This window comes from Thioclava sp. ISO4 (assembly GCF_058105145.1).
In genome coordinates, this window is the sequence record NZ_CM176571.1 from 677,708 (window position 1) to 700,301 (window position 22,594).

The 22,594-nt window shown below is 64.0% G+C and carries 22 protein-coding genes; 11 read left to right on the top strand and 11 right to left on the bottom strand.

Annotation, left to right across the window (positions count from 1 at the left end; translation table 11 throughout):
* Positions 1-28 precede the first annotated feature (28 nt).
* The 4 genes from AC2TZ7_RS03455 to hslO are packed head-to-tail and all read right to left on the bottom strand — an operon-like array spanning position 29 to position 4,649.
* Complete coding sequence (locus tag AC2TZ7_RS03455) at positions 29-1,855, bottom strand: ABC transporter ATP-binding protein (protein WP_489865901.1); 1,827 nt, start codon at positions 1,853-1,855, stop codon at positions 29-31.
* A gap of 43 nt (positions 1,856-1,898) precedes the next feature.
* Entirely contained in the window at positions 1,899-3,038 is a 1,140-nt protein-coding gene (locus tag AC2TZ7_RS03460) for a CCA tRNA nucleotidyltransferase (RefSeq protein ID WP_489865902.1), read from the bottom strand.
* Positions 3,035-3,628, bottom strand: a complete 594-nt coding sequence (locus AC2TZ7_RS03465; protein WP_472158669.1) for a CoA pyrophosphatase — start codon at positions 3,626-3,628, stop codon at positions 3,035-3,037. Before AC2TZ7_RS03465 ends, AC2TZ7_RS03460 begins: the two co-directional genes overlap by 4 nt.
* Entirely contained in the window at positions 3,621-4,649 is a 1,029-nt protein-coding gene (gene hslO, locus AC2TZ7_RS03470) for an Hsp33 family molecular chaperone HslO (RefSeq protein WP_078570691.1), read from the bottom strand. The genes AC2TZ7_RS03465 and hslO overlap by 8 nt, the downstream gene beginning before the upstream one ends.
* Before the next feature lie 97 nt (positions 4,650-4,746).
* Between hslO and AC2TZ7_RS03475 the strand changes: the two genes are divergently transcribed.
* Positions 4,747-5,187 (top strand): NUDIX domain-containing protein, encoded by a 441-nt coding sequence (locus AC2TZ7_RS03475; RefSeq protein WP_489865903.1) that lies wholly within the window; start codon positions 4,747-4,749, stop codon positions 5,185-5,187.
* 55 nt (positions 5,188-5,242) lie between these two features.
* Here AC2TZ7_RS03475 and AC2TZ7_RS03480 read toward each other — a convergent pair whose 3' ends face one another.
* Positions 5,243-6,562 carry a PP2C family protein-serine/threonine phosphatase gene (locus AC2TZ7_RS03480; protein WP_489865904.1) on the bottom strand — a complete coding sequence of 440 codons (1,320 nt, stop codon included), beginning with the start codon at positions 6,560-6,562 and terminating at the stop codon, positions 5,243-5,245.
* A 141-nt stretch (positions 6,563-6,703) separates the two neighbouring features.
* On the opposite strand from AC2TZ7_RS03480, the gene AC2TZ7_RS03485 reads away from it, so the two are divergent.
* Positions 6,704-7,033 carry an Hpt domain-containing protein gene (locus AC2TZ7_RS03485; protein WP_078570693.1) on the top strand — a complete coding sequence of 110 codons (330 nt, stop codon included), beginning with the start codon at positions 6,704-6,706 and terminating at the stop codon, positions 7,031-7,033.
* Between the two features lie 213 nt (positions 7,034-7,246).
* Here the strand turns inward: AC2TZ7_RS03485 and ilvA are convergent, their stop codons facing one another.
* Both ilvA and AC2TZ7_RS03495 read right to left on the bottom strand, forming a co-directional pair.
* Positions 7,247-8,494 carry a threonine ammonia-lyase IlvA gene (gene ilvA / locus AC2TZ7_RS03490; protein WP_489865905.1) on the bottom strand — a complete coding sequence of 416 codons (1,248 nt, stop codon included), beginning with the start codon at positions 8,492-8,494 and terminating at the stop codon, positions 7,247-7,249.
* Between the two features lie 38 nt (positions 8,495-8,532).
* Positions 8,533-9,225 (bottom strand): hypothetical protein, encoded by a 693-nt coding sequence (locus AC2TZ7_RS03495; protein ID WP_489865906.1) that lies wholly within the window; start codon positions 9,223-9,225, stop codon positions 8,533-8,535.
* A gap of 335 nt (positions 9,226-9,560) precedes the next feature.
* Here AC2TZ7_RS03495 and AC2TZ7_RS03500 point away from each other — a divergent pair, with 335 nt between their 5' ends.
* From AC2TZ7_RS03500 to mog, 3 genes are all read left to right on the top strand, one after another.
* Entirely contained in the window at positions 9,561-10,655 is a 1,095-nt protein-coding gene (locus tag AC2TZ7_RS03500) for a hypothetical protein (protein ID WP_489865907.1), read from the top strand.
* Between the two features lie 105 nt (positions 10,656-10,760).
* Positions 10,761-11,990: an argininosuccinate synthase gene (locus tag AC2TZ7_RS03505; RefSeq protein WP_098409623.1), complete on the top strand. Its 1,230-nt coding sequence runs from the start codon at positions 10,761-10,763 to the stop codon at positions 11,988-11,990.
* Complete coding sequence (gene mog / locus AC2TZ7_RS03510; RefSeq protein ID WP_489865908.1) at positions 11,987-12,523, top strand: molybdopterin adenylyltransferase; 537 nt, start codon at positions 11,987-11,989, stop codon at positions 12,521-12,523. The genes AC2TZ7_RS03505 and mog overlap by 4 nt, the downstream gene beginning before the upstream one ends.
* A gap of 127 nt (positions 12,524-12,650) precedes the next feature.
* Here mog and ubiG read toward each other — a convergent pair whose 3' ends face one another.
* The gene (ubiG, locus tag AC2TZ7_RS03515) at positions 12,651-13,394 is read right to left on the bottom strand and encodes a bifunctional 2-polyprenyl-6-hydroxyphenol methylase/3-demethylubiquinol 3-O-methyltransferase UbiG (protein WP_489865909.1); all 744 of its coding nucleotides are present in this window, start codon (positions 13,392-13,394) and stop codon (positions 12,651-12,653) included.
* A gap of 67 nt (positions 13,395-13,461) precedes the next feature.
* Between ubiG and pip the strand changes: the two genes are divergently transcribed.
* The 6 genes from pip to infB all read left to right on the top strand — a co-directional run bounded on the left by pip (position 13,462) and on the right by infB (position 20,444).
* Complete coding sequence (gene pip, locus AC2TZ7_RS03520) at positions 13,462-14,433, top strand: prolyl aminopeptidase (protein ID WP_098409626.1); 972 nt, start codon at positions 13,462-13,464, stop codon at positions 14,431-14,433.
* 29 nt (positions 14,434-14,462) lie between these two features.
* Positions 14,463-14,930, top strand: a complete 468-nt coding sequence (tspO, locus tag AC2TZ7_RS03525; protein WP_489865910.1) for a tryptophan-rich sensory protein TspO — start codon at positions 14,463-14,465, stop codon at positions 14,928-14,930.
* Between the two features lie 139 nt (positions 14,931-15,069).
* On the top strand, positions 15,070-15,651 hold the full coding sequence (gene rimP / locus AC2TZ7_RS03530; RefSeq protein ID WP_489865911.1) for a ribosome maturation factor RimP: 582 nt from the start codon (positions 15,070-15,072) through the stop codon (positions 15,649-15,651).
* A 1-nt stretch (position 15,652) separates the two neighbouring features.
* Positions 15,653-17,272 (top strand): transcription termination factor NusA, encoded by a 1,620-nt coding sequence (gene nusA, locus AC2TZ7_RS03535; RefSeq protein ID WP_098409629.1) that lies wholly within the window; start codon positions 15,653-15,655, stop codon positions 17,270-17,272.
* Between the two features lie 29 nt (positions 17,273-17,301).
* Positions 17,302-17,931 (top strand): RNA-binding protein, encoded by a 630-nt coding sequence (locus AC2TZ7_RS03540; protein ID WP_098409630.1) that lies wholly within the window; start codon positions 17,302-17,304, stop codon positions 17,929-17,931.
* On the top strand, positions 17,928-20,444 hold the full coding sequence (gene infB, locus AC2TZ7_RS03545; RefSeq protein WP_489865912.1) for a translation initiation factor IF-2: 2,517 nt from the start codon (positions 17,928-17,930) through the stop codon (positions 20,442-20,444). Before AC2TZ7_RS03540 ends, infB begins: the two co-directional genes overlap by 4 nt.
* Positions 20,445-20,524: 80 nt before the next feature.
* Here the strand turns inward: infB and AC2TZ7_RS03550 are convergent, their stop codons facing one another.
* The 3 genes from AC2TZ7_RS03550 to argJ form a co-directional block, all read right to left on the bottom strand.
* A complete protein-coding gene (locus AC2TZ7_RS03550; protein WP_489865913.1) occupies positions 20,525-20,653 on the bottom strand; it encodes a hypothetical protein in 129 nt (42 codons plus the stop codon).
* A gap of 149 nt (positions 20,654-20,802) precedes the next feature.
* Positions 20,803-21,201, bottom strand: a complete 399-nt coding sequence (gene mutT / locus AC2TZ7_RS03555) for an 8-oxo-dGTP diphosphatase MutT (protein ID WP_078522238.1) — start codon at positions 21,199-21,201, stop codon at positions 20,803-20,805.
* Positions 21,198-22,577 carry a bifunctional glutamate N-acetyltransferase/amino-acid acetyltransferase ArgJ gene (gene argJ, locus AC2TZ7_RS03560; RefSeq protein ID WP_489865914.1) on the bottom strand — a complete coding sequence of 460 codons (1,380 nt, stop codon included), beginning with the start codon at positions 22,575-22,577 and terminating at the stop codon, positions 21,198-21,200. The genes mutT and argJ overlap by 4 nt, the downstream gene beginning before the upstream one ends.
* Between the last annotated feature and the right edge of the window lie 17 nt (positions 22,578-22,594).

Sequence of the window (22,594 nt, forward strand, 5' to 3'; positions counted from 1 at the left end):
AGCTGCGCGGCGCGGGTCAGAAAAGACCCTATTCCGCCGCATCCTCCGCGTCGTCGCAGGTCAGGAAGCCGCCGGACTGACGCACCCAGTAGCGCGCGTAGAGCCCGTTCATCGCCAGAAGCTCGTCATGGCTGCCCTGCTCGACGATCCGGCCCTCTTCCAGCACGACGATCCGGTCCATCTCGGCGATGGTGCTGAGGCGGTGGGCGATCGCCAGCACGGTCTTGCCCGCCATGACCCGGTGAAGCGCGGTTTGGATCTGCGCCTCGACTTCCGAGTCGAGCGCCGAGGTCGCCTCGTCCAGCACAAGGATCGGCGCGTTTTTCAGGAAGGCGCGGGCAAGGGCGATCCGCTGGCGCTGCCCGCCCGACAGCTTCACTCCGCGCTCGCCCAGCTTGGCGTCATAGCCGCAATTGCCTTCGTGATCGGCGAGGCCGCGGATGAAGTCGTCGGCTTCAGCCTGCTTGGCCGCCGCGATCATCTCCTCGTCCGTGGCGTCGGGCTTGCCGTAAAGGATGTTCTCCCGCGCCGAGCGATTGAACATCGCGGTCTCCTGCGTGACCATCGCGATGTTGCGGCGCAGGCTTTCCTGCGTGACCTCGCGAATATCCTGCCCGTCGATCAGAATAGACCCTTTTTCGGGGTCGTAGAGCCTCAGCAGCAGCGCCACGAGCGTCGATTTCCCCGCGCCCGAGGCTCCGACGATCCCGATCCGCTCGCCATCCGCGATGGTCAGATTGATATCCGCAATTCCGCCGCTGCGGCGTCCATAGGCGAAATCGACATTGTCGAACTGGATCTCGCCTTCGACGTTGCGCAGCGTGCGTGCGTCGGGCGCGTCGGTCAGGTCATGCATATGGGCAAGCGTCCGCATCCCGTCCTCGGCCTCGCCGATATGGGTCCAGACCGACATCAGCGCCTGACTCACCCAGCCCGACATCTGCGACAGCCGGATCGCGATGGCGCCCGAGGTGGCGATGGCCCCCGCGGTCGCCTCGCCCTGCGACCAGAGCCAGATCGCGCCGCCCACCAGCATCACCGGAACGAGCCCGGCATAGGCCATCTGCACCACCCGATAGAGGCTTTGGATCATGCCGAAGGAATAGGTCTTCTCGCGGAACTTCTGCATTGCCTCCAGCGCCGCACGATCCTCGTGCTCGGCATGGGCGAACAGCTTCACCGTCTTGATATTGGTGACCGTGTCGACGACCTGCCCCGTCACCATCGCCCGCGCCGAAGCCCGCTCGCGCGAGCGTCCGCGGATATGGGGCAGGAAGGCGCGCACGATCAGGTAGAGCCCGAAGGTCCAGAACACGAGGCCCACCGCCCCCCAGCGGTCGATCTGGGCCAGAACGATCAGCGAGCCGATGATCGAGGCCAGCGCGAAGAGGCCGGTATTGATGATCTCGGTGACCGTATCGGTGACGGCGCGCGCGGTCTGCATTTGCTTTTGCGCGATGCGCCCGGCGAAGTCGTTGTCGAAGAAGGTGACCGACTGGCCCATCGTCCAGCGATGCAGCCGCGAGAGCACCAAGGGCATGACGTTGGGGCTGATCAGCAGGTTGTTGGTGGCGGAGCTGATGCCGAAAGTCAGGGGGCGGATCAGCAGGAAGAACGCGACGAACAGAACGAGAAGCCCGAGATTGGCCCCGATCACCGCGGCGCGTTCGCTGTTCAGCGCCGCGTCGATCACCTGACCCAGAAGCCAGGCCGAGACCACCTCCATCACGCCGGCGATGGTCGTCCCAAAGCTGGCCACGGCAATCGCGCCCCAGCTGCCCTTGAGGCACCAGCGGAAGAAGGCACCGAGCTGGCGCGGCGGGGCGCCTTCGGCGGGGGAGAAGGGATCGAACATGAGTCTCTCTTTCCTCTCCCGATATAGGCGGTTGCGGCGCGGATCAAAGCGCGGCGAGCAGATCCTCGCGCGTCAGCGTGAATCCGGAGGCGATCCAGCGCGCCTCGAGCGTCTTCAGCATATCTCCCAGCGTCTTGCCTTCATAGCGGGGCATCAGGTCCTGCGCTTGCACCGGAAATTGCTGTTTTGCGCCGAAATAGACCCTGTTTTGCCAGCCGTCCGGCATTTCCTGCCCCATCAGCGCATGACGCAGAAGAAGCGCATCGGCCCCGGTCTCGGCCCCGAGCCGATAGCCAAGGACCGCCGCGTCATCACCGTCGGACAGCGAGGCGCGCAAGGCCTCAAGCTGCCTTGTGTCCTTCTTCGACAGGCGCAGCCGCTCGGCCACGTCTTCGCCGCCAATCGCCGCCAACCTGCGGATCGGATCGGCGGGGCGATCTTCGAGATGGACGAGCGGTCCGAGCGCGGTCGCATCCGCGCCGGGCAGCACGGCCGTGAGAACCCCGCATTGCGCCATCGCCGCCACCGCGTGAACCGGATCGGGCGCGGCCAGCAATTTGCGCATCTCGCCACCGAGGCGTTCGCGCGAAAGCGTCTCTATTCCGGCGATATTCTCGGCGCAGGCGGCCAACCCTTCAGGGTCGAGATCGTGCCCGTACCAGGCGGTAAAGCGGAAGAAGCGCAGGATGCGCAGGTAGTCCTCGCGGATCCGCTCTTCGGCGTCGCCGACGAAGCGCACGTGATGCGCCGCCAGATCCTCCAGCCCCGTGCCGAGCGGATCGAGAACCGTGCCGTCCGAGCGGGCATAGAGCGCGTTCATCGTGAAATCGCGCCGCGCCGCATCCTCCGCGATATCGTCGGAAAATGCGACGGTGGCGTGCCGCCCATGCGTCTCCACATCGCGGCGGAAGGTGGTGACCTCATGCGGATGCCCCTCCGCGACGACCGTGACCGTGCCGTGATCGACCCCGGTCGGCACCGGCTTCAACCCGGCCGCCTTCGCAAGTTCGATCACCCGCTCGGGGCGTGCATCGCTGGCGATGTCGATATCGTTGACCGGCGCGCCCAAGGCGCTGTTGCGCACGCAGCCGCCCACCAGAAGCGCCTGATGCCCGCCCTCTTCGAGCATCTTCAGCACGCGTTGGGTCGGCTCTGCCTCGATCCAGTCTCCGGTCAGTCTCATTCCGCCATCCGGTCCGCCAATGAGCGCAATATACGCGCGGTGGCGCCCCAGATGTAATAGGGCCCGTAGGGCGCCACGAAATAGCTGCGCCGGGAGCCGCGCCAGCGGCGCGATTCGACGCGGAAATTCCCGGGCGTGATATGCGAGAGCGGCACGGTGAACGCCTCGGCCACCTCGCCCGCCTCGGGGATCACCTCGAAAGGCGTGTGGATACGCGCCAGCACCGGCGTCACCAGAAAGGAAGTCACGGTCTCATGCGGATCGAGCGTGCCCAGCACCTCGACATGGGCGTGGGGCAGGCCGATCTCTTCCTGCGCCTCGCGCAGCGCCGCGCCGACCGGACCTTCGTCATCGGGATCGACCTTGCCGCCGGGAAAGGCGATCTGGCCGGGGTGATGGCGCAGATGCGAGCTGCGCTTCGTCAGATGCAGGCGCGGCTCCGGCCCGAACGTGTCGAAGGCGACGAGAACGCCCGCGGGCCGCAGCTTGCGGTCCTCGGGCAGGATCACTTCCGGGTTCAGATCGTAATCCGAAGAGGGCCGCCCCGGTCGCGCCAAGGCGTCGAGAACCGGGGCGAGAGGATCACTCATTCGATCCCTCGTCCCCCGCTTCGCGCAGCGATCCGTCGGGGTTCTTCTGCGCTTCGAAGCCGAGCGTCAGCGGATCGAAAATGTAATGCGCGCCGCAGAACTGGCAGTCCGCGGTGACCGTGCCCTCATCGGTGGTCATATGCGCAATGTCGCGCGCCGAGTAGATCGAGAGCGACTGACGCACGCGATCTGCCGAACAGGTGCAGCCGAACTCCACCCGCTGCGGATCGAAGACGCGCGGCCGCTCTTCGTGGAACAGGCGCACCAGCAACTCGGTCGGCTGCACGGTCGGGCCGATCAGCTCCATATCCTCGACCGTGTCGAGCAGGATATTGGCGCGCGCCCAGTTCTCGCCTTCCTCGCCGTCGAGAATGTCGTCGGCGGTCAGCAGGCCCTGATCGCCCGAGCCTTCCTGGGCGGCGAAGGGCGAGGCCGGCGGCATATGCTGCAGCATCACGCCGCCCGCACGCCAGCTTTCGCCCTGACCCGGCAGGATCGAGCGCCCGAAGGACAGCGAGAACCGCGTGGGCAGCTGTTCGGACTGCGCGAAATAGGCCTCGGCGCAGGCGCGCAGCGAGCCTTCGGACAGCGGCGTGATGCCCTGATAGGGGGTCGTGCCTTTGCCCTGGTCGATCAGGATCGCGAAATAGCCTTGCCCGATCTGTTCGAACGGGTCGGCCTTGGGATCGAGCTTCTCGTCATCGAAGCTTGCCCATGCCCGGATGCGGGCCGGCGCGCCCTCCTTCTCGGGGGCGTAGTAATCGGTGGCGATGATGCGGATCGGGCCGTTGCCGCGGATTTGCAGCGACAGTTTCCAGCGCAGCTTGACGGTCTGGCCGATCAGCGCGGTCAGAAGGGCGGCTTCGGCCACCAGCATTTCGACCGCGCGGGGGTAATCATGTTGCGACAGGACGGTGTCGAGCACGCCGTCGAGGCGGGCAACCCGGCCGCGGATGTCAGAGCGGTCGAGCTGAAACGGCAGAACTGTATCGTCCCATGCGATTTGGGATAGCTTGGACATGGTGCTCCTGAGGGGCTCAGAGGGGTTTTCGGGCAGCGCGGAGCCTGCCATACAGCCCCAATATAGGCGCGGCAACCGCAGACCCAAGGGAGAGCACATGATCGCGAGGTTCGGAGAGCGGGTGAAATCCGGTCAGCAGTATCGTTTGCGCCCCGGTGCCTATGCGATCCTGATCCGCGACGGGCGGGTGCTGCTGACCCATCAGGCGCATCCCATACCGGAGTTTCAATTGCCCGGCGGCGGGATCGATCCGGGCGAGGGGCCGATCGAGGCGCTGCATCGCGAGGTCTTCGAGGAAACCGGCTGGGCGATTACGGGGCTGCGCCGTCTCGGGGCCTATCGGCGATTCACCTATATGCCCGAGTATGAGTTCTGGGCGGAAAAGCTCTGCTCCGTCTGGCTCGCGCGCCCGGTGCTGAAGCGCGGTCTGCCGCCGGAGCCGCATCATACGGCGCATTGGGCCGATCCCGAAGAAGCGCTCGAACTGCTCGCGAATGAAGGCGAGCGCGCGTTTTTCGAACGGTTCGTCCGTCGCTGAAAAGGCGCGGGCGTTTCGTTCGCCTCTGATGTAGCTGAGCTGGTGCGTTCTCCTCTCAAGTCTCTCCGGGGCGGTGGTCTCTGCTGTCTGAGCCAAGCTCCGAACGTCGCTCGGTGCTGCCGGGGCCGTGAAATTCCAGAACGCCAGCCGAGACATCGTCCCCGATCTCGCCCTCCGCGAATTCCTCGGTGGCCCAATAGAGCGCATCCAGAAGCCCGGGCCCCGGCATCTGGGAAAACTTGCGAAGCATCCGGGCCAGCCGGGTTTGATCGATCATCTCGCCGCTGCGGTCGCTGGCTTCGGTAATCCCATCCGAGACCAGAACCAGCCGGTCGCCCGGGGTCAGTTGAACCGTAAGCGTCTCGTATTCTGCGCCCTCGATCAGGCCGATCGGCAGCCCGCCCTCGCCGAAAAACTCCACCGTGCCGTTGCGCCGTTGCAGGACCGGGTAGGGGTGGCCCGCCTGAACCAATTCCGCCTTTCCGGTGCGCAGGTCGACATCGGCATAGATAAGGGTGAAATAGCTCTCGGTACTCATCTCGCTCAGCACGAGATCGTTGAGGCGCTGCGCGAGCTCCGCCGGGCGTCGTCCGCGCAATTCGCCCTGTGCGTTGCGGTAAATCGCGAGGTTCTGGCTGGGGGTGGTGCCAGAGAAATAGCCCGCGATCCGCGCCATCATCAGGGCCGAGGTGATGCCATGCCCCGAGACGTCGATGCCGTATAGGCCCACCCGGCGTTCATTGATCGGAAAGAACCCGACGAGGTCGCCGCCGACATGGCCTGCGGGGCGCAAGAGCAGCGAGACATCCGCCGCCTCGAACCGCGCGTGTCGTGTCCGCACGAGGCTTTGCTGCAGTTTCCGCGCCTCTTGCAGGTCGCGGTCGATCACCTCCTGCGCCTCGCGTAACAGGCGGTTCTTCTCGCTCAACTCTTCCTGCATGGTCAGGATGCGGGCGCCCGCGCTCAGGCGCGCCCGAAGCTCCGCGCCATTGACCGGTTTCGACAGGAAATCATCGGCGCCGCTTTCCAATCCGCGCGTGACGTCCGTCTTTTCGGCCTTGGAGGTCAGAAGGATGAAATACCCGTAGCTTCGCCGCGGTAGGCCCCGAAAGACGCGGCAGAATTCAGGGCCGCTCATCCCCGCCATCATCCAGTCCGAGATCACGATATCGGGCTCGCATTGGGCACAGATCGCGATCGCCTCTTCTGCGCTTTCAGCCTCGCTCACCTGATAGCCGGAGCGGGACAGCTGCGCCGAGAGGATGCGGCGCTGCATGCGGCTGTCGTCCACGACGAGAACGTGCCGCGCAGCGCCCGCCAACGGTCGTCGGCCCGCATCTGCGGGGGCCTCTTGTCTTTGCACCATCTGCATCATCCGAAACCTCTTCCCTCACGAAACCGCAAACTCCCTAAGATTCGGTGAAAACCACTCCGGATCAGACGTTAAGAAAATCGAAAGGGTGCGGCGCTACGGTCAGTCTCGGGTGGAGTCGGATCGAGTGGCCTGGAGGGCGTAATGATTGATTGGGAACGGGTGCAGGAATTGCGCTCGGAAATTGGCGCCGATGGCTTTGCCGAGGTCGTGGACCTGTTTCTCGACGAGGTCGAGGCCGTGGTGATGGGGCTTGGCGGACGTCCCGACCGGGTCGAAGAGGATTTGCACTTCTTGAAAGGGTCCGCCTGGAATCTCGGGTTCCGCGATTTCGGCGGAGCCTGTCAGCAGGGAGAACGAATGGCCGCTGCCGGACGCGCCGTGGAGGTCGATCTGGGCGCGATCCGCGAGACTTATAGCCTGTCCAAGACGCAGTTCATGGGGCGGCTATCGGAGTTCACTCCGGCGGCATAGGGCGAGGTGCGGAGCAGATTGAGCTGCGCCGAGAAGATACTGCACGAAGTTGCACCCGTTGGGCGCGGGTGCGGCCATACTTTGGTAACGGGCGTGCCTATCGCGGGCCGTGAGCGCAGGAGCCGAGGAAGTAGAAAAGGCTCCACAGTCTAAAAGCGGTGAAGGACCGGTTTGTTTCGTCCGTCTGGAGGCCGTTCTATCGAACTGAAGGCCTCAGATAAGAAACTCAGCCAAGGTTTCGTCTTCGGTGATGTCGCGCCAGACGAAGCCCTCGGCGTCGAGCTTCGCGAAGAGTTCTGTGAAGTTCTCGGCGCGTTTCGTTTCGATCCCGATCAGGACCGAGCCGAAATTCCGCGCCGATTTCTTCAGATACTCGAAGCGTGCGATATCGTCGTCAGGGCCAAGCATCTGAAGGAAATCCTTCAGGGCGCCGGGGCGCTGCGGCAGGCGGAGGATGAAATACTTCTTCAAGCCGGAATAGCGCTGGGCGCGTTCGCGCACTTCCGGCAGCCGCTCGAAATCGAAATTGCCGCCCGAAGTCACGCAGACTACGCGTTTGCCGCGGATCGTCTCTGCCAGTTCGGGCAGGATGTCGATCGACATCGCGCCGGCGGGCTCCAGCACGACGCCCTCGACGTTCAGCATCTCAAGCATCGTGATACAGATGCGATCCTCCGGTGCGAGATGAACCTGCTCGGGCGTGACCCAACCAAGCTCCGCGAAGGGGCGCGCGCCGATCCGGGCAACCGCGGCTCCATCGACGAAACTGTTCACCTGCGAGATCGTCACGGGCTCATGCGCCTTGACCGCAGCGGTCAGGCTCGCGCCGCCCAAAGGCTCGACGAAGCGAAATTCCGTGTCGGGGGCGGTCGCGCGCAGATAGCCGGTGACGCCCGCGGCCAAACCGCCGCCGCCCACGGGTAGGATGACCATATCCGGCGCGCCGCCCAACTGGTCGAGGATCTCCACCCCGACCGATGCCTGCCCCTCGATCACATCCGGATCGTCGAAAGGCGCGAGGAAATGCGCCCCGGCCTCGCGGCAAAACTCCTGCGCCGAAGCCAGCGTGTCGTCGAAATAATCGCCCGTGAGAACGATCTCGACCGCATCGCCGCCAAAGGTCTTTGTCTTGTCGATCTTCTGCTGCGGCGTGGTCACCGGCATGAAGATCGTCCCCTTCACCCCGAAATGCCGACAGGCGAAGGCCACGCCCTGCGCGTGGTTGCCAGCGCTCGCGCAAACGAAATGCGCCGCCGACGGATCGCGCTCGCGCAATTTGCGCATCGCGGTGAAGGCGCCGCGGATCTTGTAGGAGCGCACCGGCGTCAGGTCCTCGCGCTTGAGCCAGACCTCGGCGTCGAAACGTTTCGACAGATGGGCATTGAGTTGCAGCGGCGTCGGCTCGAAGAGCGTACGCAGCGCGCGGGTGGCGGCTTGGGCGGAAAGGGCGAACTCACTCATACCGCCAGATGTGACGCGCGCCGCCCGCTTTGGCAAGCTCAGACGAGGGCGCGTTGCTCGACAAAATGACCGTAGAGCGTCGTTAGGATCGACAGCAGCAGCATCACGGTGGGCACAGCGAAAAGCAGCTTGAGCGCGACCACGACCATATCATCCGCGAGATCATGTGGCGCCAGCATCGAAAGCATGTTCACCGCAACGAAAGGGAGTACCACGAGACATGCCAGCAGAGTGAGTAAGGTGAAGCCACGCCACTGGCCGCGAGTCGCGCGCCAACTGTCGCGGATCGTGGCGCCGCCGATCGCGGCCCCGGGCAGGGATACTCCGAGACGGAGCATGAAGGCATACAGGGCAATCAAGAATGCCAGCCCCACCACGGCAAGTAGAACGCTTTCAGCGGCCTGGTTCGGAATGATTTCCTGCGCCGCGAGGGCGAAAAGAAAAACAATCGCGGCTCCCAGAACCATGATCGCCATGGCACAGAGCGTGATCACTATGCCACGCCAGAAATAGCTGACGTCCCGGCGCAGATGAATCCGCGGCAGCCAGCCGACGCGCTCGCCGAGAAGGATGAACCTGTGCCAGTTCACTGCCGCGATGATCATCGGGATCGGCAGGATGAATGTGTTGAAAACCAAAATGAACAGTGAATTTTCGACACTCTGGTGTTGCGATGCTCCGGCCTGCATCACGCTCTCGATAAGCCATTGCTGCCCGATGATCGTGATCAAGAGAAGAAGCGCCGAGATCCGAAGGGTCTGCCCCCAATTTCCAAAGACCTGCCGAAACGAGTGTCCGAAAACTCCCAATACATTCATCACTTTGCCCCCAAAGAATGTCATTTAATAATTCACCGTTGGGGTTGGAACTCACCGCAGTCAAAGCACGTTCGGCGCGCCTTCGTTGAATTCTCCGTGTGATAGGGGCGAAAAAGAGCAAGTCCGCGCCGATGGGGCGGCGCATTGAGCGAAACTCTGCGCATTTTGCAAAGTCTGCCGTTTTTCTGCCCACTTTCGGGACTAATCGTGCTGAAGCCATGTCGCGAGCATTAAAAGAGGAGGGCCGTATGAGCCTGAGAAAAACTTCGATCGTCGCCCTTGTCGCGGCAAGCTTCGTCGTCGCCCCGGTGGCGACCAGCCATTTCACCGGCGCGGATGCCGCATTTGCCAAGAACGGCAACGGCGGCGGCAATGGCGGTGGAAACGGTGGTGGCAACGGCGGCGGTAATGGCGGTGGCCATGGCGGCGGCAACGCGGGCGGCAAGTCCGGCGCGGCAGGCAAATCCGCATCGGCCGGGCGTCCGACGAGCCCGGGCAATTCCGGCAAAGCGGCAACCCATGGCGGCGGCCCTGCGAAATTCCTCGACAATCTCTTCTCCGGCAAGCTGCAGAAGAAGCAGCACACCAACCGTGCCACTGTGAAAACGGCGTCGCGCGGGACCACCGCGACCAAGACGCGCTCGACCACTCCGACCGAATTCGCGGTGAACGAGTCGCCGCGCCCGAACGGCAAACCGAGCGTGAGCGAGGGTGAACTGCGCAATCACGGCGCCTTGGCTTCCGAGCTGAAGGGCCTGAACGCGGCCCATGCCAGCGCGACCGCGCTCGCCAACGCTTCGCCGAACAGCCAGGTGGGCCGGATCGCGACCTATCGCGACACGGTGCTGGCCGCGGCTGAGGCCCAGCAGAACCTGACGGACGCGCAGGACGCTGTCGCGGCGCTGGAAGCGCAGGATGTCCGCAGCGTGGACGCGATCCAAGCCGATATCGACGCGCTCGATCCCGAAGCCGAGGGCTATGACGAAGCGGTCACGACGCTGGAGGACGAGAAGGCTGCAGCGACGACCTATGAGGCCGATCTGGCCGCTGCCCAGCAGGCGGTCACCGATATGGAAGCAGAGATCGCCAATGCCGCTACGGAAGAAAACGACGCGCTTCTCGCCGCATCGAACGGGCGCGAACTTTCGCCCGAGGCGCTCGCTTATCTGCACGAGCTGCTCGATCTGCCCCCGCCGGAAACCGCGACGGCAGAGGCACCTGCGGAGGGCGATGTGGCGAGCGGTGACGGAACGACCGGCGACGGGACGACCGTCGATGGCGATCTCGCCTCGAGCGGGGACACCACGACCGATCCGCTCGTGGACCCGTCCACCGAGAGCTGATCTCGCGCAGAGCGCTTTCGAAAGGGCCGTCCTTCGGGGCGGCCCTTGTTCATTGGAAAAAAAGCTTCTATTCCGTCGCGGAACAAGAAAACCGGGAGATGCCGCATGTCCGCGCCCAAGAAAGTCGTGCTTGCCTATTCGGGCGGCCTCGATACCTCGATCATCCTGAAATGGCTGCAGACCGAATACGGCTGCGAGGTCATCACCTACACCGCCGATCTCGGTCAGGGTGAGGAGCTGGAACCGGCGCGCCGCAAGGCCGAGATGCTCGGCATCAAGCCGGAGAATATCCACATTCTCGACGCGCGCGAGGAATTCGTCCGCGATTTCGTCTTCCCGATGTTCCGCGCCAATGCGGTCTATGAGGGGCTGTATCTGCTGGGCACCTCGATCGCGCGCCCGCTGATCTCCAAGCATCTCGTCGAGATCGCGCATCAGCACGGCGCCGATGCGGTGGCGCATGGCGCGACCGGCAAAGGCAACGATCAGGTCCGCTTCGAGCTGTCCGCCTATGCGCTCGACCCGTCGATCAAGGTGATCGCGCCGTGGCGGGAATGGGACCTGTCCTCGCGTACCAAGCTGCTGGAATTCGCCGAGGCGAACCAGATCCCGATCGCCAAGGACAAGCGCGGCGAAGCGCCGTTCTCGGTCGATGCGAACCTTCTGCACACCTCGTCCGAGGGCAAGGTGCTGGAAGATCCGGCCGACATGGCGCCCGATTACGTCTACCAGCGCACCGACGATCCGATCACGCAGGCTCCGAACGAGCCCGAATATATCGAGATCGGGTTCGAGAAGGGCGACGCAGTCTCGATCAACGGCGAGGCGATGAGCCCGGCGACGATCCTCACCAAGCTCAACGAATACGGCAAGACCCACGGCATCGGTCGTCTCGATTTCGTCGAGAACCGCTTCGTCGGCATGAAGTCGCGCGGCGTCTACGAGACCCCCGGCGGCACGATCCTGCTGGAGGCTCACCGTGGCATCGAGCAGATCACGCTCGATAGCGGCGCGGGCCACCTGAAGGACTCGATCATGCCGCGCTATGCCGAGCTGATCTATAACGGCTTCTGGTTCTCGCCCGAGCGCGAGGCGCTGCAGGCGCTGATCGACAAGACGCAGGAATACGTCACCGGCACGGTGAAGCTGATGCTCTTCAAGGGCGCGGCCCGCACCGTGGCGCGCTGGTCGGATTACTCGCTCTATTCCGAGGCCCATGTGACCTTCGAGGAAGACGCAGGTGCCTACGATCAGAAAGACGCGGCGGGCTTCATCCAGCTCAACGCGCTGCGCCTGAAGCTGATCGCGACCCGCAACGCGCGCGTGAAGAAATGAGCTATTCGCAGCCCAAGGCCGCCATCGTCACCGTCTCCGATCGCGCGTCGCGCGGCGAATACGAGGACAAGGGCGGTCCGGGCTGCGAGGATTATCTGCGCGGCGTGGTCACCTCGCCGCTCGAGATCGAACGCCACATCATTCCCGATGGGCGCGAGTCGGTCGCGGCGAAACTCCGCGAACTGGTCGCGGCCGAAGCCGATCTGATCCTGATCACCGGCGGCACCGGCCCCGCGCCCCGCGACGAGACGCCCGAGGGCTGCTTCGACGTGATCGAGAAGGAGCTGGCGGGCTTCGGCGAAGAAATGCGCCGCGCGTCGCTTCTCGAAGTGCCGACCGCCATCCTGTCGCGCCAGTCGGCGGGGATCGCGGGCAAATCGCTGATCATCATGGTGCCGGGCAAGCCCTCGGCCATCGCGACCTGCCTCGATGCGGTTTTCGCCGCCGTGCCCTATTGCCTCGACCTGATCGGCGCGGGCTATATCGAGACCGACCCGGCCCGGATCAAAGCCTTCCGTCCGAAGAAAAAGTAAGAGGGGGCGCTGCCCCCATCTCCTGTGGAGATTCCCCCGGGATATTTGACCCAAGGCGAAAATCGCCTCTCTTCGTGTTGGCGGAAATATCCCGGGGTGAATGCCGAAGGCAGAGGGGCAGCGCCCCTTACCGCTTCACCGCTGCGATGGCGTAATTCACCGAAAGATCGCGCGCCGAGAGCGACCAGGTCCAGCTCAGCGGATTGAACACCATGCCGCGGCGGTCGACCGGGTCGAGGCCTGCGTTGCGCGACAGCTCGTAAAGCTCATCGGGCGTGACGAATTTCGACCATTCATGCGTGCCCACGGGCAGCCAGCGCATCACCCGCTCGGCCCCGATGATCGCGACCATGTAGCTTTTCGGATTGCGGTTCAGCGTCGAGCAGATCATCAGCCCGCCCGGTTTCATCAGACTCTGGATCGTGTTCACGAAGCCCTGCGGGTCGGCGACATGTTCGATGATCTCCAGCGCGAGGACGACATCGAACTGCTCGCCGTTCGTGGCCAGATCTTCCGCCGCGCAGTGGCGGTAGTCGATCTCGAGCCCCGACTGTTCGGCATGCAGCCGCGCCACGGGGATATTCCCTTCCGCCGCATCCGCGCCCACGACCGTGGCGCCAAGTCGCGCCATCGGTTCGGACAGAAGCCCGCCGCCGCAACCGATATCCAGCAGGCGCAGCCCTTCGAACGGGCGCGGCGCTTTCAGGTCGCGGCCGAACTGCGTGGCGATCTGCGTGGTGATGTAATCGAGCCGGCACGGGTTGAGCATATGCAGCGGTTTGAACTTGCCGTTCGGGTCCCACCATTCGGCGGCCATCGCCTCGAATTTGGCGACTTCGGACGGGTCGATGCTGTTTGCCGGATCTGCCATTGCTCTCCTCGCATTGATTTTAGGGCAGCCCATGGCGGGCGCGCCTTTTGCTCTATATAGTCCAGACATGGACAGAACTGCAGGGCAAAAGCGCGCATCGGGCGCCCATCTTTATCCGCCGATCGAGCCCTTCGATCAGCGCCGGATCGACGTGGGCGATGGCCATATCCTTTACGTCGAGCAATCGGGTCATCCCGAGGGGCAGCCGGTCGTGGTGTGCCATGGTGGGCCGGGGGGCGGCTGTTCGCCCACGATGCGGCGATTCTTCGATCCGCAGCATTACCGGGTCATCCTGTTCGATCAGCGCGGCTGCGGGCTGTCGCGCCCGCATGCCAGCGTCGCGGATAACACGACGTGGCATCTGATCGCGGATATGGAGCAGATCCGCCGGACCCTCGGTATCGACAGCTGGATGGTCTTCGGGGGGAGCTGGGGGGCGACGCTGGCGCTGCTTTACGCGCAGGCGCATCCCGACCGGGCGACGAATCTGATTCTGCGTGGCGTCTTCCTTGCGACGCAGGCCGAGCTCAACTGGTTCTATGGCGGCGGTGCGGGGAATTTCTATCCCGACCTCTGGGCGAATTTCCGGCGTCCGATTCCGGAAGACGAGCAGCACGATCTGATCGGGGCCTATCACAAGCGGCTGTTCTCGGGCGACTACATGGCCGAGGCGCGCTATGCGCGGCACTGGGCGATGTGGGAAAACGCGCTGGCCTCGGTGCGCTATGACGGCCCGCCCGGCGAAGCCTCGCCCGATTACGCGCGCGCCTTCGCCCGGCTCGAGAACCACTATTTCCAGAACGCGGCCTTCCTCGAAGAGGACGAACAGATCCTGCGCGACCGTCACAAGATCGAGCATATCCCGACGACCATCGTGCAGGGGCGGCTCGATATGATCTGCCCACCGACCTCGGCCTATCGGCTGGCGCAGGGCTGGGCGATGGCGAAGCTGCAGCTGGTGCCGATGGCGGGGCATGCGCTTTCCGAGCCGGGGATCACCGCCGGGCTTGTCCGCGCGATGGATGAGCTTAGATCCTGATCTAGCGAAAGATTTCGATCGAGGCCGCCATGACGCTTACCTATTTCCTGCTGTTTCTCGTGGCCTCCGTGGCCGCCGCTGCGACGGGCATCATCTTCAAGCCGGGCGAGTGGTATGTCGGGTTGAAGAAGCCCGGCTTCACGCCGCCCAACTGGGTTTTCCCGGTCGCCTGGACCTATCTCTACGTCTCGGTCGCCTATGCTGCGGCGCGCATCGTCCCCGAGGCGGGCAGCCAGATCGCGCTCGCCCTCTTCGCGGTGCAGATCGCGCTGAACACGCTCTGGACGCCGGTCTTCTTCGGGGCGCATCGGCTGTGGCTCGGGCTGCTTGTCCTGATCTGCCTCTGGGTCGCCGTCGCGGCGATGATGCTGGCCTTCCTGCGGCTCGATATGTTGGCCGGATTGCTGGTCTTTCCCTATCTCGTTTGGCTGACATTGGCGGGCGCGCTGAACTTCCGGGTCTGGCGCGACAATCCCGGGGCAGGCGCGCGCGGCTGATTCCCCTTGCGGAATCTGCGATACAGGACTATATCGCCATCAACAGCGGCGCGCCGGGGTCCAAACCTGACGCCCACCGGAAACGTGTGACGGGCCGCAACGGCCCGTTTTTTGTTTTTGTAGGATCGGAAAGAGAGACATGACCGACCTGATCGCCAAGACCGCCATCGACCGGCGTCTGGCCGAGATCGTGACCCCCGTGATCGAGGGGCTGGGCTTCGAACTCGTGCGGCTGCGGCTGCAGGGCGGCAAGACGGCCACGCTTCAGATCATGGCAGACCGTCCCGATGGCGGTATCGTCGTGGACGATTGCGCCGCGATCTCGACCGCCGTGTCCGCGGCTCTCGATGTGGAAGACCCGATCGAGGACAAATATACGCTGGAAGTGTCGTCGCCCGGCATCGACCGTCCGCTGACGCGCTTCAAGGATTTCGACATCTGGGAAGGCTACGAGGCGAAGATCGAGACCTCCGAGCAGATCGACGGGCGCAAGCGCTTCAAGGGTATCCTGCGCGGCACCGAAGGGTCGGAAGTCCTGATCGAGCTGGACGAGAGCGGCGAAGACGTCGTGATCGGCCTCCAGTTCGACTGGCTCGCGGATGCGAAGCTGGTGCTGACCGATGAGCTGATCGACGAGATGCTGCGCCAGAAGAAGGCGACCGAAAGCGTCGACGAAGCTGAATTTGACGAGATTGACGATTCCCCCGAGGAGGAGAACTGAGATGGCCATCACGGCAGCCAACCAGCTTGAGCTTCTGCAGACCGCCGAGGCGGTGGCGCGCGAAAAGATGATCGACCCGGATCTGGTGATCCAGGCGATGGAAGAGAGCCTCGCGCGCGCAGCGAAGTCGCGTTACGGCGCGGAGATGGACATCCGTGTCTCGATCGATCGCAAGACCGGCAAGGCGACCTTCACCCGCGTCCGCACCGTCGTCGAAGACGAAGAGCTGGAGAACTATCAGGCCGAGCTGACCGTCGAGCAGGCGAAGCAGTATCTCGAAAACCCCTCGGTCGGCGATCAGATCGTCGACGAGGTGCCGCCGGTCGATCTGGGCCGCATCGCCGCGCAATCGGCCAAGCAGGTCATCCTGCAGAAGGTCCGCGAAGCCGAGCGTGATCGCCAGTACGAAGAGTTCAAGGACCGCGTCGGCACGATCATCAACGGCACCGTCAAGCGCGAGGAATACGGCAACATCATCGTCGATGTGGGCCGTGGCGAAGCGATCCTGCGCCGCAACGAGAAGATCGGCCGCGAGAGCTATCGCCCGAATGACCGCATCCGTGCCTATGTGAAAGACGTGCGCCGCGAGACCCGTGGCCCGCAGATCTTCCTCAGCCGCACCGCGCCGGAATTCATGGCCGAGCTGTTCAAGATGGAAGTGCCGGAAATCTACGACGGCATCATCGAGATCAAGGCCGTGGCCCGCGATCCCGGTTCGCGCGCGAAGATCGGCGTCATTTCCTATGACAACTCGATCGACCCGGTCGGCGCCTGTGTCGGTATGCGCGGTTCGCGCGTGCAGGCCGTTGTCGGCGAGCTTCAGGGCGAGAAGATCGACATCATTCCGTGGAACGAAGATCAGGCGACCTTCCTCGTGAACGCGCTGCAGCCGGCCGAAGTGTCGAAAGTGGTGATCGACGAGGAAGCGCAGAAGATCGAAGTCGTGGTCCCCGACGAGCAACTGTCGCTCGCCATCGGTCGTCGCGGTCAGAACGTGCGTCTGGCCTCGCAGCTGACCGGTCTCGACATCGACATCCTGACCGAAGCCGAGGAATCGGCGCGCCGTCAGGCCGAGTTCGCCGAGCGCACCAAGCTGTTCGTCGACGCGCTGGACCTCGACGAGTTCTTCGCGCAGCTCCTCGTGGCGGAAGGCTTCACCTCGCTTGAGGAAGTGGCCTATGTCGAGATGGACGAACTTCTGTCGATCGAAGGCGTGGACGAGGACACCGCAGGCGAACTGCAGGCCCGTGCCCGCGACGTGATCGAAGAGCAGAACCGCAAGGCGCTGGAAGCGGCGAAGGAAATGGGCGTCGAGCAGTCGCTGTTCGACTTCGAAGGCCTGACCCCGCAGATGATCGAGGCGCTCGCGAAAGACGACGTCAAGACGCTGGAAGATTTCGCGACCTGCGCCGACTGGGAACTGGCCGGTGGCTGGACCACGGTCGACGGTCAGCGCGTTAAGGATGACGGTCTGCTAGAGAAATTCGACGTGAGCCTCGAAGAGGCGCAGAACCTGATCATGACCGCACGTATTCAGCTGGGCTGGGTCGACCCGTCCGAGCTGGAAAGCGACGCGGAAGACGAAGGCGAAGAGGAAACCGAGGAGGAGGCCGAGGCGTAAGCCTCGGTCCCGACCGGAGAGGAGCTTAGATGAGTCGCGGCGGAAAGCCGAAAACCAACGACGACCCCGAACGGCGCTGCATCGTCACCGGCGATGTTCAGCCGAAGGCGGGGCTTGTCCGCTTCGTGCTCGGACCCGATGGGATGATCTACCCGGACGTGGCAGGCAAACTGCCCGGCCGCGGAATCTGGGTCACCTCCGAACGCGGCGTCATCGAGACGGCGATGAAAAAGGGATTGTTCGCCCGCGCAGCGAAGCAGGCGGCCAAAACCCCAGAAAATCTGGTGGAATTGGTGGAACAGGCCCTTGCCTCTCGCGTTGTGGAGCTTATTTCTCTGGAGCGGAAGGCCGGCAAAGCGGTTGTCGGCTTCGAAAAGGTCAAGGGCTGGCTGGCCGAGGGGCGCGCGAAAGTGCTGCTACAGGCAAGCGACGGCTCGGACAGGGGCAAGGGTAAGCTTTGGACGCCCGAAGGCGGGCGCTGGTTCGGCTGCCTCACCTCTCAGGAATTGGGTTTGGCATTCGGCCGCGATCGTGCGATACACGGCGCGCTTGCAGCCGGTGGCCTCACCCGGCGCGTAATTGAAGACGCATCGAGGCTTGCGGGCGTACGCAAGCAGGACGGCGGCAAGACCGCCATGAAGGATACGAAGACGGCATGAGCGATACGGACGGCAAAAAGACTCTCGGACTGGGCGGCGGGCGCCCCGGGCAGGTGAAGCAAAGCTTCTCGCACGGGCGCACGAAGAACGTCGTGGTCGAGACGAAAGGCAAGAAGCGGGTGCTGAACAAACCGGCGGCAGGCGCTGGTAAGGGAGGGGGCAACAAGCCTTCCCTTGGCGATCCGTCGAAGCGCCCCGCCGGGATTTCCGACGCCGAGATGGAGCGTCGCCTGAAGGCGCTTCAGGCCGCGAAGGCGCGTGAGGTCGAAGAGGCCGCCGCCCGCGAGGCCGAGGAAAAAGCCCGCGAAGAAGAGCGCGAGCGTCGTCGCGCCGAGGCTGAGGCCAAGGAGCGCGAGGAGCGTGAACGCGAAGCGGCCCTGAAGGCCAAGGCTGAAGAGGACGAGCGCAAAAAGCGCGAGGCCGAACTTCGCGACAAGAAGAAAGAAGAGATCCGCAAGGGCGGACCGAAGAAAGATGCACCGGTCGATCAGGCTGCCGTGGAGGTTGCTGCCGCCCGCGCCGAGACCAAGGGTGTGTCCGCTTCGGGTCCGCGTAAGACGGATCGTGAGCGTGACACGCGCAACGATCGCAACAACAAGGGCAATGACCGCGGCAACCGCCGTTCGGGCAAGCTCTCGCTGAGCGATGCGCTTTCGGGTGGCGAAGGCCGCCAGCGCTCGCTTGCTGCGATGAAGCGCAAGCAGGAGAAGGCCCGTCAGAAGGCGATGGGCGGCTCGCAGCGTGCTGAAAAGCAGTCGCGCGAAGTGCAGCTTCCCGAGACGATCATCGTGTCGGAACTCGCCAACCGTATGGCGGAGCGCGCAGCGGATGTGGTCAAAACGCTCATGAAGATGGGCATGATGGTCACCGCGAACCAGACGCTCGACGCCGATACCGCGGAACTCGTGATCGAGGAATTCGGTCACCGCTCCGTGCGCGTCTCGGATGCGGATGTCGAACAGGTCATCGATCAGGTCGACGACAAGGAAGAAGATCTTCAGCCGCGTCCGCCGATCGTCACGATCATGGGTCACGTCGACCACGGCAAGACCTCGCTGCTCGACGCGATCCGCAAGGCGAACGTCGTCTCCGGCGAGGCTGGCGGGATCACGCAGCATATCGGCGCCTATCAGGTGCAGACCGAGAGCGGGGCGACCCTGTCCTTCCTGGACACGCCCGGCCACGCGGCCTTTACCTCGATGCGCGCACGCGGTGCCAATGTCACCGATATCGTGGTGCTCGTCGTGGCGGCCGATGACTCGGTGATGCCGCAGACCATCGAAGCGATCAATCACTCGAAGGCTGCTGGCGTTCCGATGATCGTTGCGATCAACAAATGCGACAAGCCCGATGCGAACGCCCAGAAGGTCCGCACCGAGCTTCTGCAGCACGAAGTCGTCGTCGAAGAGATGTCGGGTGACGTGCAGGATGTGGAAGCGTCGGCCAAGACCGGCAAGGGTCTCGATCAGCTGCTCGAAGCCATCGCGCTTCAGGCCGAACTGCTCGAACTCAAGGCGAACCCCGATCGCGCCGCGCAAGGTGCGGTGATCGAAGCCAAGCTCGACGTGGGCCGTGGTCCGGTCGCGACGGTTCTGGTGCAGAACGGCACGCTGCGCAAAGGCGACATCTTCGTCGTCGGCGAGCAGTGGGGTAAGGTCCGCGCGCTGATCAACGACAAGGGCGACCGCGTCGATGAGGCCGGTCCGTCGGTTCCGGTCGAGGTGCTCGGCATCAACGGCACGCCCGAGGCTGGCGACGTTCTCAACGTCGTCGAGACCGAGGCGCAGGCCCGCGAGATCGCCGAATACCGCGAGCAGGCCGCCAAGGACAAACGCGCCGCTGCCGGCGCCGCGACGACGCTGGAACAGCTGATGGCGAAGGCCAAGGCCGACGAAAGCGTCACAGAACTGCCCGTGCTGGTGAAGGCCGACGTGCAGGGCTCGGCGGAAGCGATCGTTCAGGCGCTCGAGAAGGTCGGCAACGAAGAGGTGCGCGTGCGCGTGCTGCATTCGGGCGTCGGTGCAATTACCGAATCCGACATCACGCTGGCCGAGGCGTCCAACGCACCGGTCATCGGCTTCAACGTTCGTGCCAATGCGCCTGCGCGCAACGCTGCGAACCAGAAGGGCGTCGAGATCCGCTACTACTCGATCATCTACGATCTGGTGGACGACATCAAAGCCGCCGCTTCGGGCCTCCTGTCGGCCGAGATCCGCGAGCACTTCATCGGCTACGCCGAGATCAAGGAAGTGTTCAAGGTCACCGGCGTCGGCAAGGTCGCGGGTTGTATCGTCACCGAGGGCGTGGCCCGTCGTTCGGCTGGCGTCCGCCTGCTGCGCGACAACGTGGTGATCCACGAAGGCACGCTGAAGACGCTCAAGCGCTTCAAGGACGAGGTCAAGGAAGTGCCCTCCGGTCAGGAGTGCGGCATGGCCTTCGAGAGATACGACGATATCCGCCCCGGCGATGTCATCGAGATCTTCGAGCGCGAAGAGGTCGAGCGGACGCTCTGATCCTTCGGGACCGAGTTACGAATATAGAAACGGGGGCCTTCGGGCCCCCGTTTTGCATCTGTGGCTGTCATTCGGCTGCGTCAGCGATTGACGGGATGCCCGGCAAAGAGCGCATCGCCGACACGTACGAGGATACGCCCGCAATCCAGCGTCCGTTCGTAAGCTCCCTGAACGAAGACGCTGCTGCCGATCTGAATGGTTCTGAGCATGAGGTTCCTCCCTTGAGCGCTCATTAGAAGCGCAAGGCGTTAAGGAACGGCAAATGGAAACGGTCTGCCCATCGCGTAAGACGCGAGAGTTGGGAGAAAAGGTCACGAAGGTTAATCGCGCGGCAACCCCAGCCAGAGACCAACCCCAGTTAGAGCCAATCGCGCAGGATCGGGATCAGGGGGATGTCTGCCGGCGGCATCTCGTAGTCGCGCAAGTCGCGCGCCCGCGCCCAGGCGAGGGTCTGCCCCTCTTGCGGGCTGACGATCCCCTCCCACTTCCGGCAGGCGAACAGCGGCATCAGCAGGTGAAAGTCGTCATAGGCGTGGCTGGCGAAGGTCAGCGGCGCGAGGCAGCTCTGATGGGTCTGGATGCCAAGCTCCTCGTCCAACTCGCGGATCAGCGCGGCCTCGGGCGTTTCGCCCGCCTCGACCTTGCCACCGGGAAACTCCCACAGGCCTGCCATCGACTTGCCCTCGGGGCGCTGTGCCAGAAGCACGCGCCCGTCGGCGTCGATCAGGGCGACGGCGGAGACCAGAACCATCTTCACGAACGATAATCCGCGTTAATGTCGATGTAGCGGTGGGTCAGATCGCAGGTCCAGACCGATTTCGAGGCGCGACCAAGCCCGAGATCGACGCCGATCACGAGTTCATCATTCTTCATATAGGCGCTCGCGGCCTCCTCGGAGTAATCCGGCACCCGCCAGCCCTTCTCGGCCACGACCATGTCCCCGAAGGAAATCTTCAGCTTGTCGCGATCGGCCTCGGCTCCGGATTTACCGACAGCCGCGACCACGCGCCCCCAATTCGCGTCCTCGCCCGCAATCGCGGTCTTCACCAGCGGCGAGTTCGCGATCGACATCGCGATCTTATGCGCGTCCTCGTTCGAGCGTGCCCGCGTCACGCGGATCTCGACGAATTTGGTGGCCCCTTCGCCGTCTTTGACGACCTGATGCGCGAGATCCATCATCACCTCGCGCAGCCCGGCTTCGAACGCCTTCGCAGGCTCCGAGCGCAGATCGGCGATCTCGGCAGCGTCGGATTTCCCGGTCGCCGCGACGATCAGCGCATCCGAGGTCGAGGTGTCGCTGTCCACGGTGATCGCGTTGAACGTGTCATCGACCTGCCGCGACAGCATCTTCTGCAGCCGCGCCGGCGTGATTTTCGCATCGGTGAAGATATAGACCAGCATCGTCGCCATATTCGGCGCGATCATCCCCGAGCCCTTCGCGATCCCGGCGATCTTGATCTTGCCGCCTTCGCCCTGAACTTCGGCAAAGGCGCCTTTGGGATAGGTGTCGGTCGTCATGATCGCGCGCGCGGCATCCTCGATCCCGGCAGGGGAGAGGCGCTGCGTCAGGCTGTCGATCACCGCGACGATCTTGTCATGGGGAAGCGGCTCGCCAATGACGCCGGTGGAGGACGAAAACACGCGGCTGATCGGCATGTCGAGCGCCTGAGCCACCGCACCGGTCACCTTGTCGACGCTCTCCTGACCGCTTTTCCCGGTGAAGGCGTTGGCGTTGCCCGAGTTGACGATGATCGCGGCACCCGTCTCGGCAGGCGCGCGCATCGCGAGCTTTTCCTGACAGTCGAGAACGCAGGCCGCGCGGGTGGACGAGGTGGTGAAAACGCCAGCGACCGACGATCCCGGCGCGATCCGCGCGAGCATCACATCGGTGCGTCCGGCATATTTGACCCCCGCCGCGGCGGAGGCGAATTCGACCCCCGCGATTTCCGGAAGATCGGGAAATTTCGCGGGGGCGAGCGGCGAAATCGTCACCGATTTCGCCTCTGTCTGCGCCGCAGAAGCGGCAGGGGCGGGCGCGGCGGAAAGGTCGGACTTCAGCGCCTTGACCTTGGCGCGGAGCTTCTTGACCTTGGCCTTCAGCTCCTTGGTGTCCTTCAACTTTTTCTTCGCCATCGCGCCCGCCTTTTGAT

Coding starts and splice junctions, on each gene's coding strand:
- AC2TZ7_RS03500 (WP_489865907.1), top strand. CDS start 9,561: ATGAGCCTGAGAAAAACTTCGATCGTCGCCCTTGTCGCGGCAAGCTTC.
- pip (WP_098409626.1), top strand. CDS start 13,462: ATGGACAGAACTGCAGGGCAAAAGCGCGCATCGGGCGCCCATCTTTAT.
- AC2TZ7_RS03460 (WP_489865902.1), bottom strand. CDS start 3,038: ATGAGACTGACCGGAGACTGGATCGAGGCAGAGCCGACCCAACGCGTG.
- AC2TZ7_RS03550 (WP_489865913.1), bottom strand. CDS start 20,653: ATGCTCAGAACCATTCAGATCGGCAGCAGCGTCTTCGTTCAGGGAGCT.
- AC2TZ7_RS03455 (WP_489865901.1), bottom strand. CDS start 1,855: ATGTTCGATCCCTTCTCCCCCGCCGAAGGCGCCCCGCCGCGCCAGCTC.
- rimP (WP_489865911.1), top strand. CDS start 15,070: ATGACCGACCTGATCGCCAAGACCGCCATCGACCGGCGTCTGGCCGAG.
- AC2TZ7_RS03485 (WP_078570693.1), top strand. CDS start 6,704: ATGATTGATTGGGAACGGGTGCAGGAATTGCGCTCGGAAATTGGCGCC.
- hslO (WP_078570691.1), bottom strand. CDS start 4,649: ATGTCCAAGCTATCCCAAATCGCATGGGACGATACAGTTCTGCCGTTT.
- argJ (WP_489865914.1), bottom strand. CDS start 22,577: ATGGCGAAGAAAAAGTTGAAGGACACCAAGGAGCTGAAGGCCAAGGTC.
- ilvA (WP_489865905.1), bottom strand. CDS start 8,494: ATGAGTGAGTTCGCCCTTTCCGCCCAAGCCGCCACCCGCGCGCTGCGT.
- AC2TZ7_RS03505 (WP_098409623.1), top strand. CDS start 10,761: ATGTCCGCGCCCAAGAAAGTCGTGCTTGCCTATTCGGGCGGCCTCGAT.
- AC2TZ7_RS03475 (WP_489865903.1), top strand. CDS start 4,747: ATGATCGCGAGGTTCGGAGAGCGGGTGAAATCCGGTCAGCAGTATCGT.
- mog (WP_489865908.1), top strand. CDS start 11,987: ATGAGCTATTCGCAGCCCAAGGCCGCCATCGTCACCGTCTCCGATCGC.
- infB (WP_489865912.1), top strand. CDS start 17,928: ATGAGCGATACGGACGGCAAAAAGACTCTCGGACTGGGCGGCGGGCGC.
- tspO (WP_489865910.1), top strand. CDS start 14,463: ATGACGCTTACCTATTTCCTGCTGTTTCTCGTGGCCTCCGTGGCCGCC.
- AC2TZ7_RS03540 (WP_098409630.1), top strand. CDS start 17,302: ATGAGTCGCGGCGGAAAGCCGAAAACCAACGACGACCCCGAACGGCGC.
- nusA (WP_098409629.1), top strand. CDS start 15,653: ATGGCCATCACGGCAGCCAACCAGCTTGAGCTTCTGCAGACCGCCGAG.
- ubiG (WP_489865909.1), bottom strand. CDS start 13,394: ATGGCAGATCCGGCAAACAGCATCGACCCGTCCGAAGTCGCCAAATTC.
- AC2TZ7_RS03480 (WP_489865904.1), bottom strand. CDS start 6,562: ATGATGCAGATGGTGCAAAGACAAGAGGCCCCCGCAGATGCGGGCCGA.
- AC2TZ7_RS03465 (WP_472158669.1), bottom strand. CDS start 3,628: ATGAGTGATCCTCTCGCCCCGGTTCTCGACGCCTTGGCGCGACCGGGG.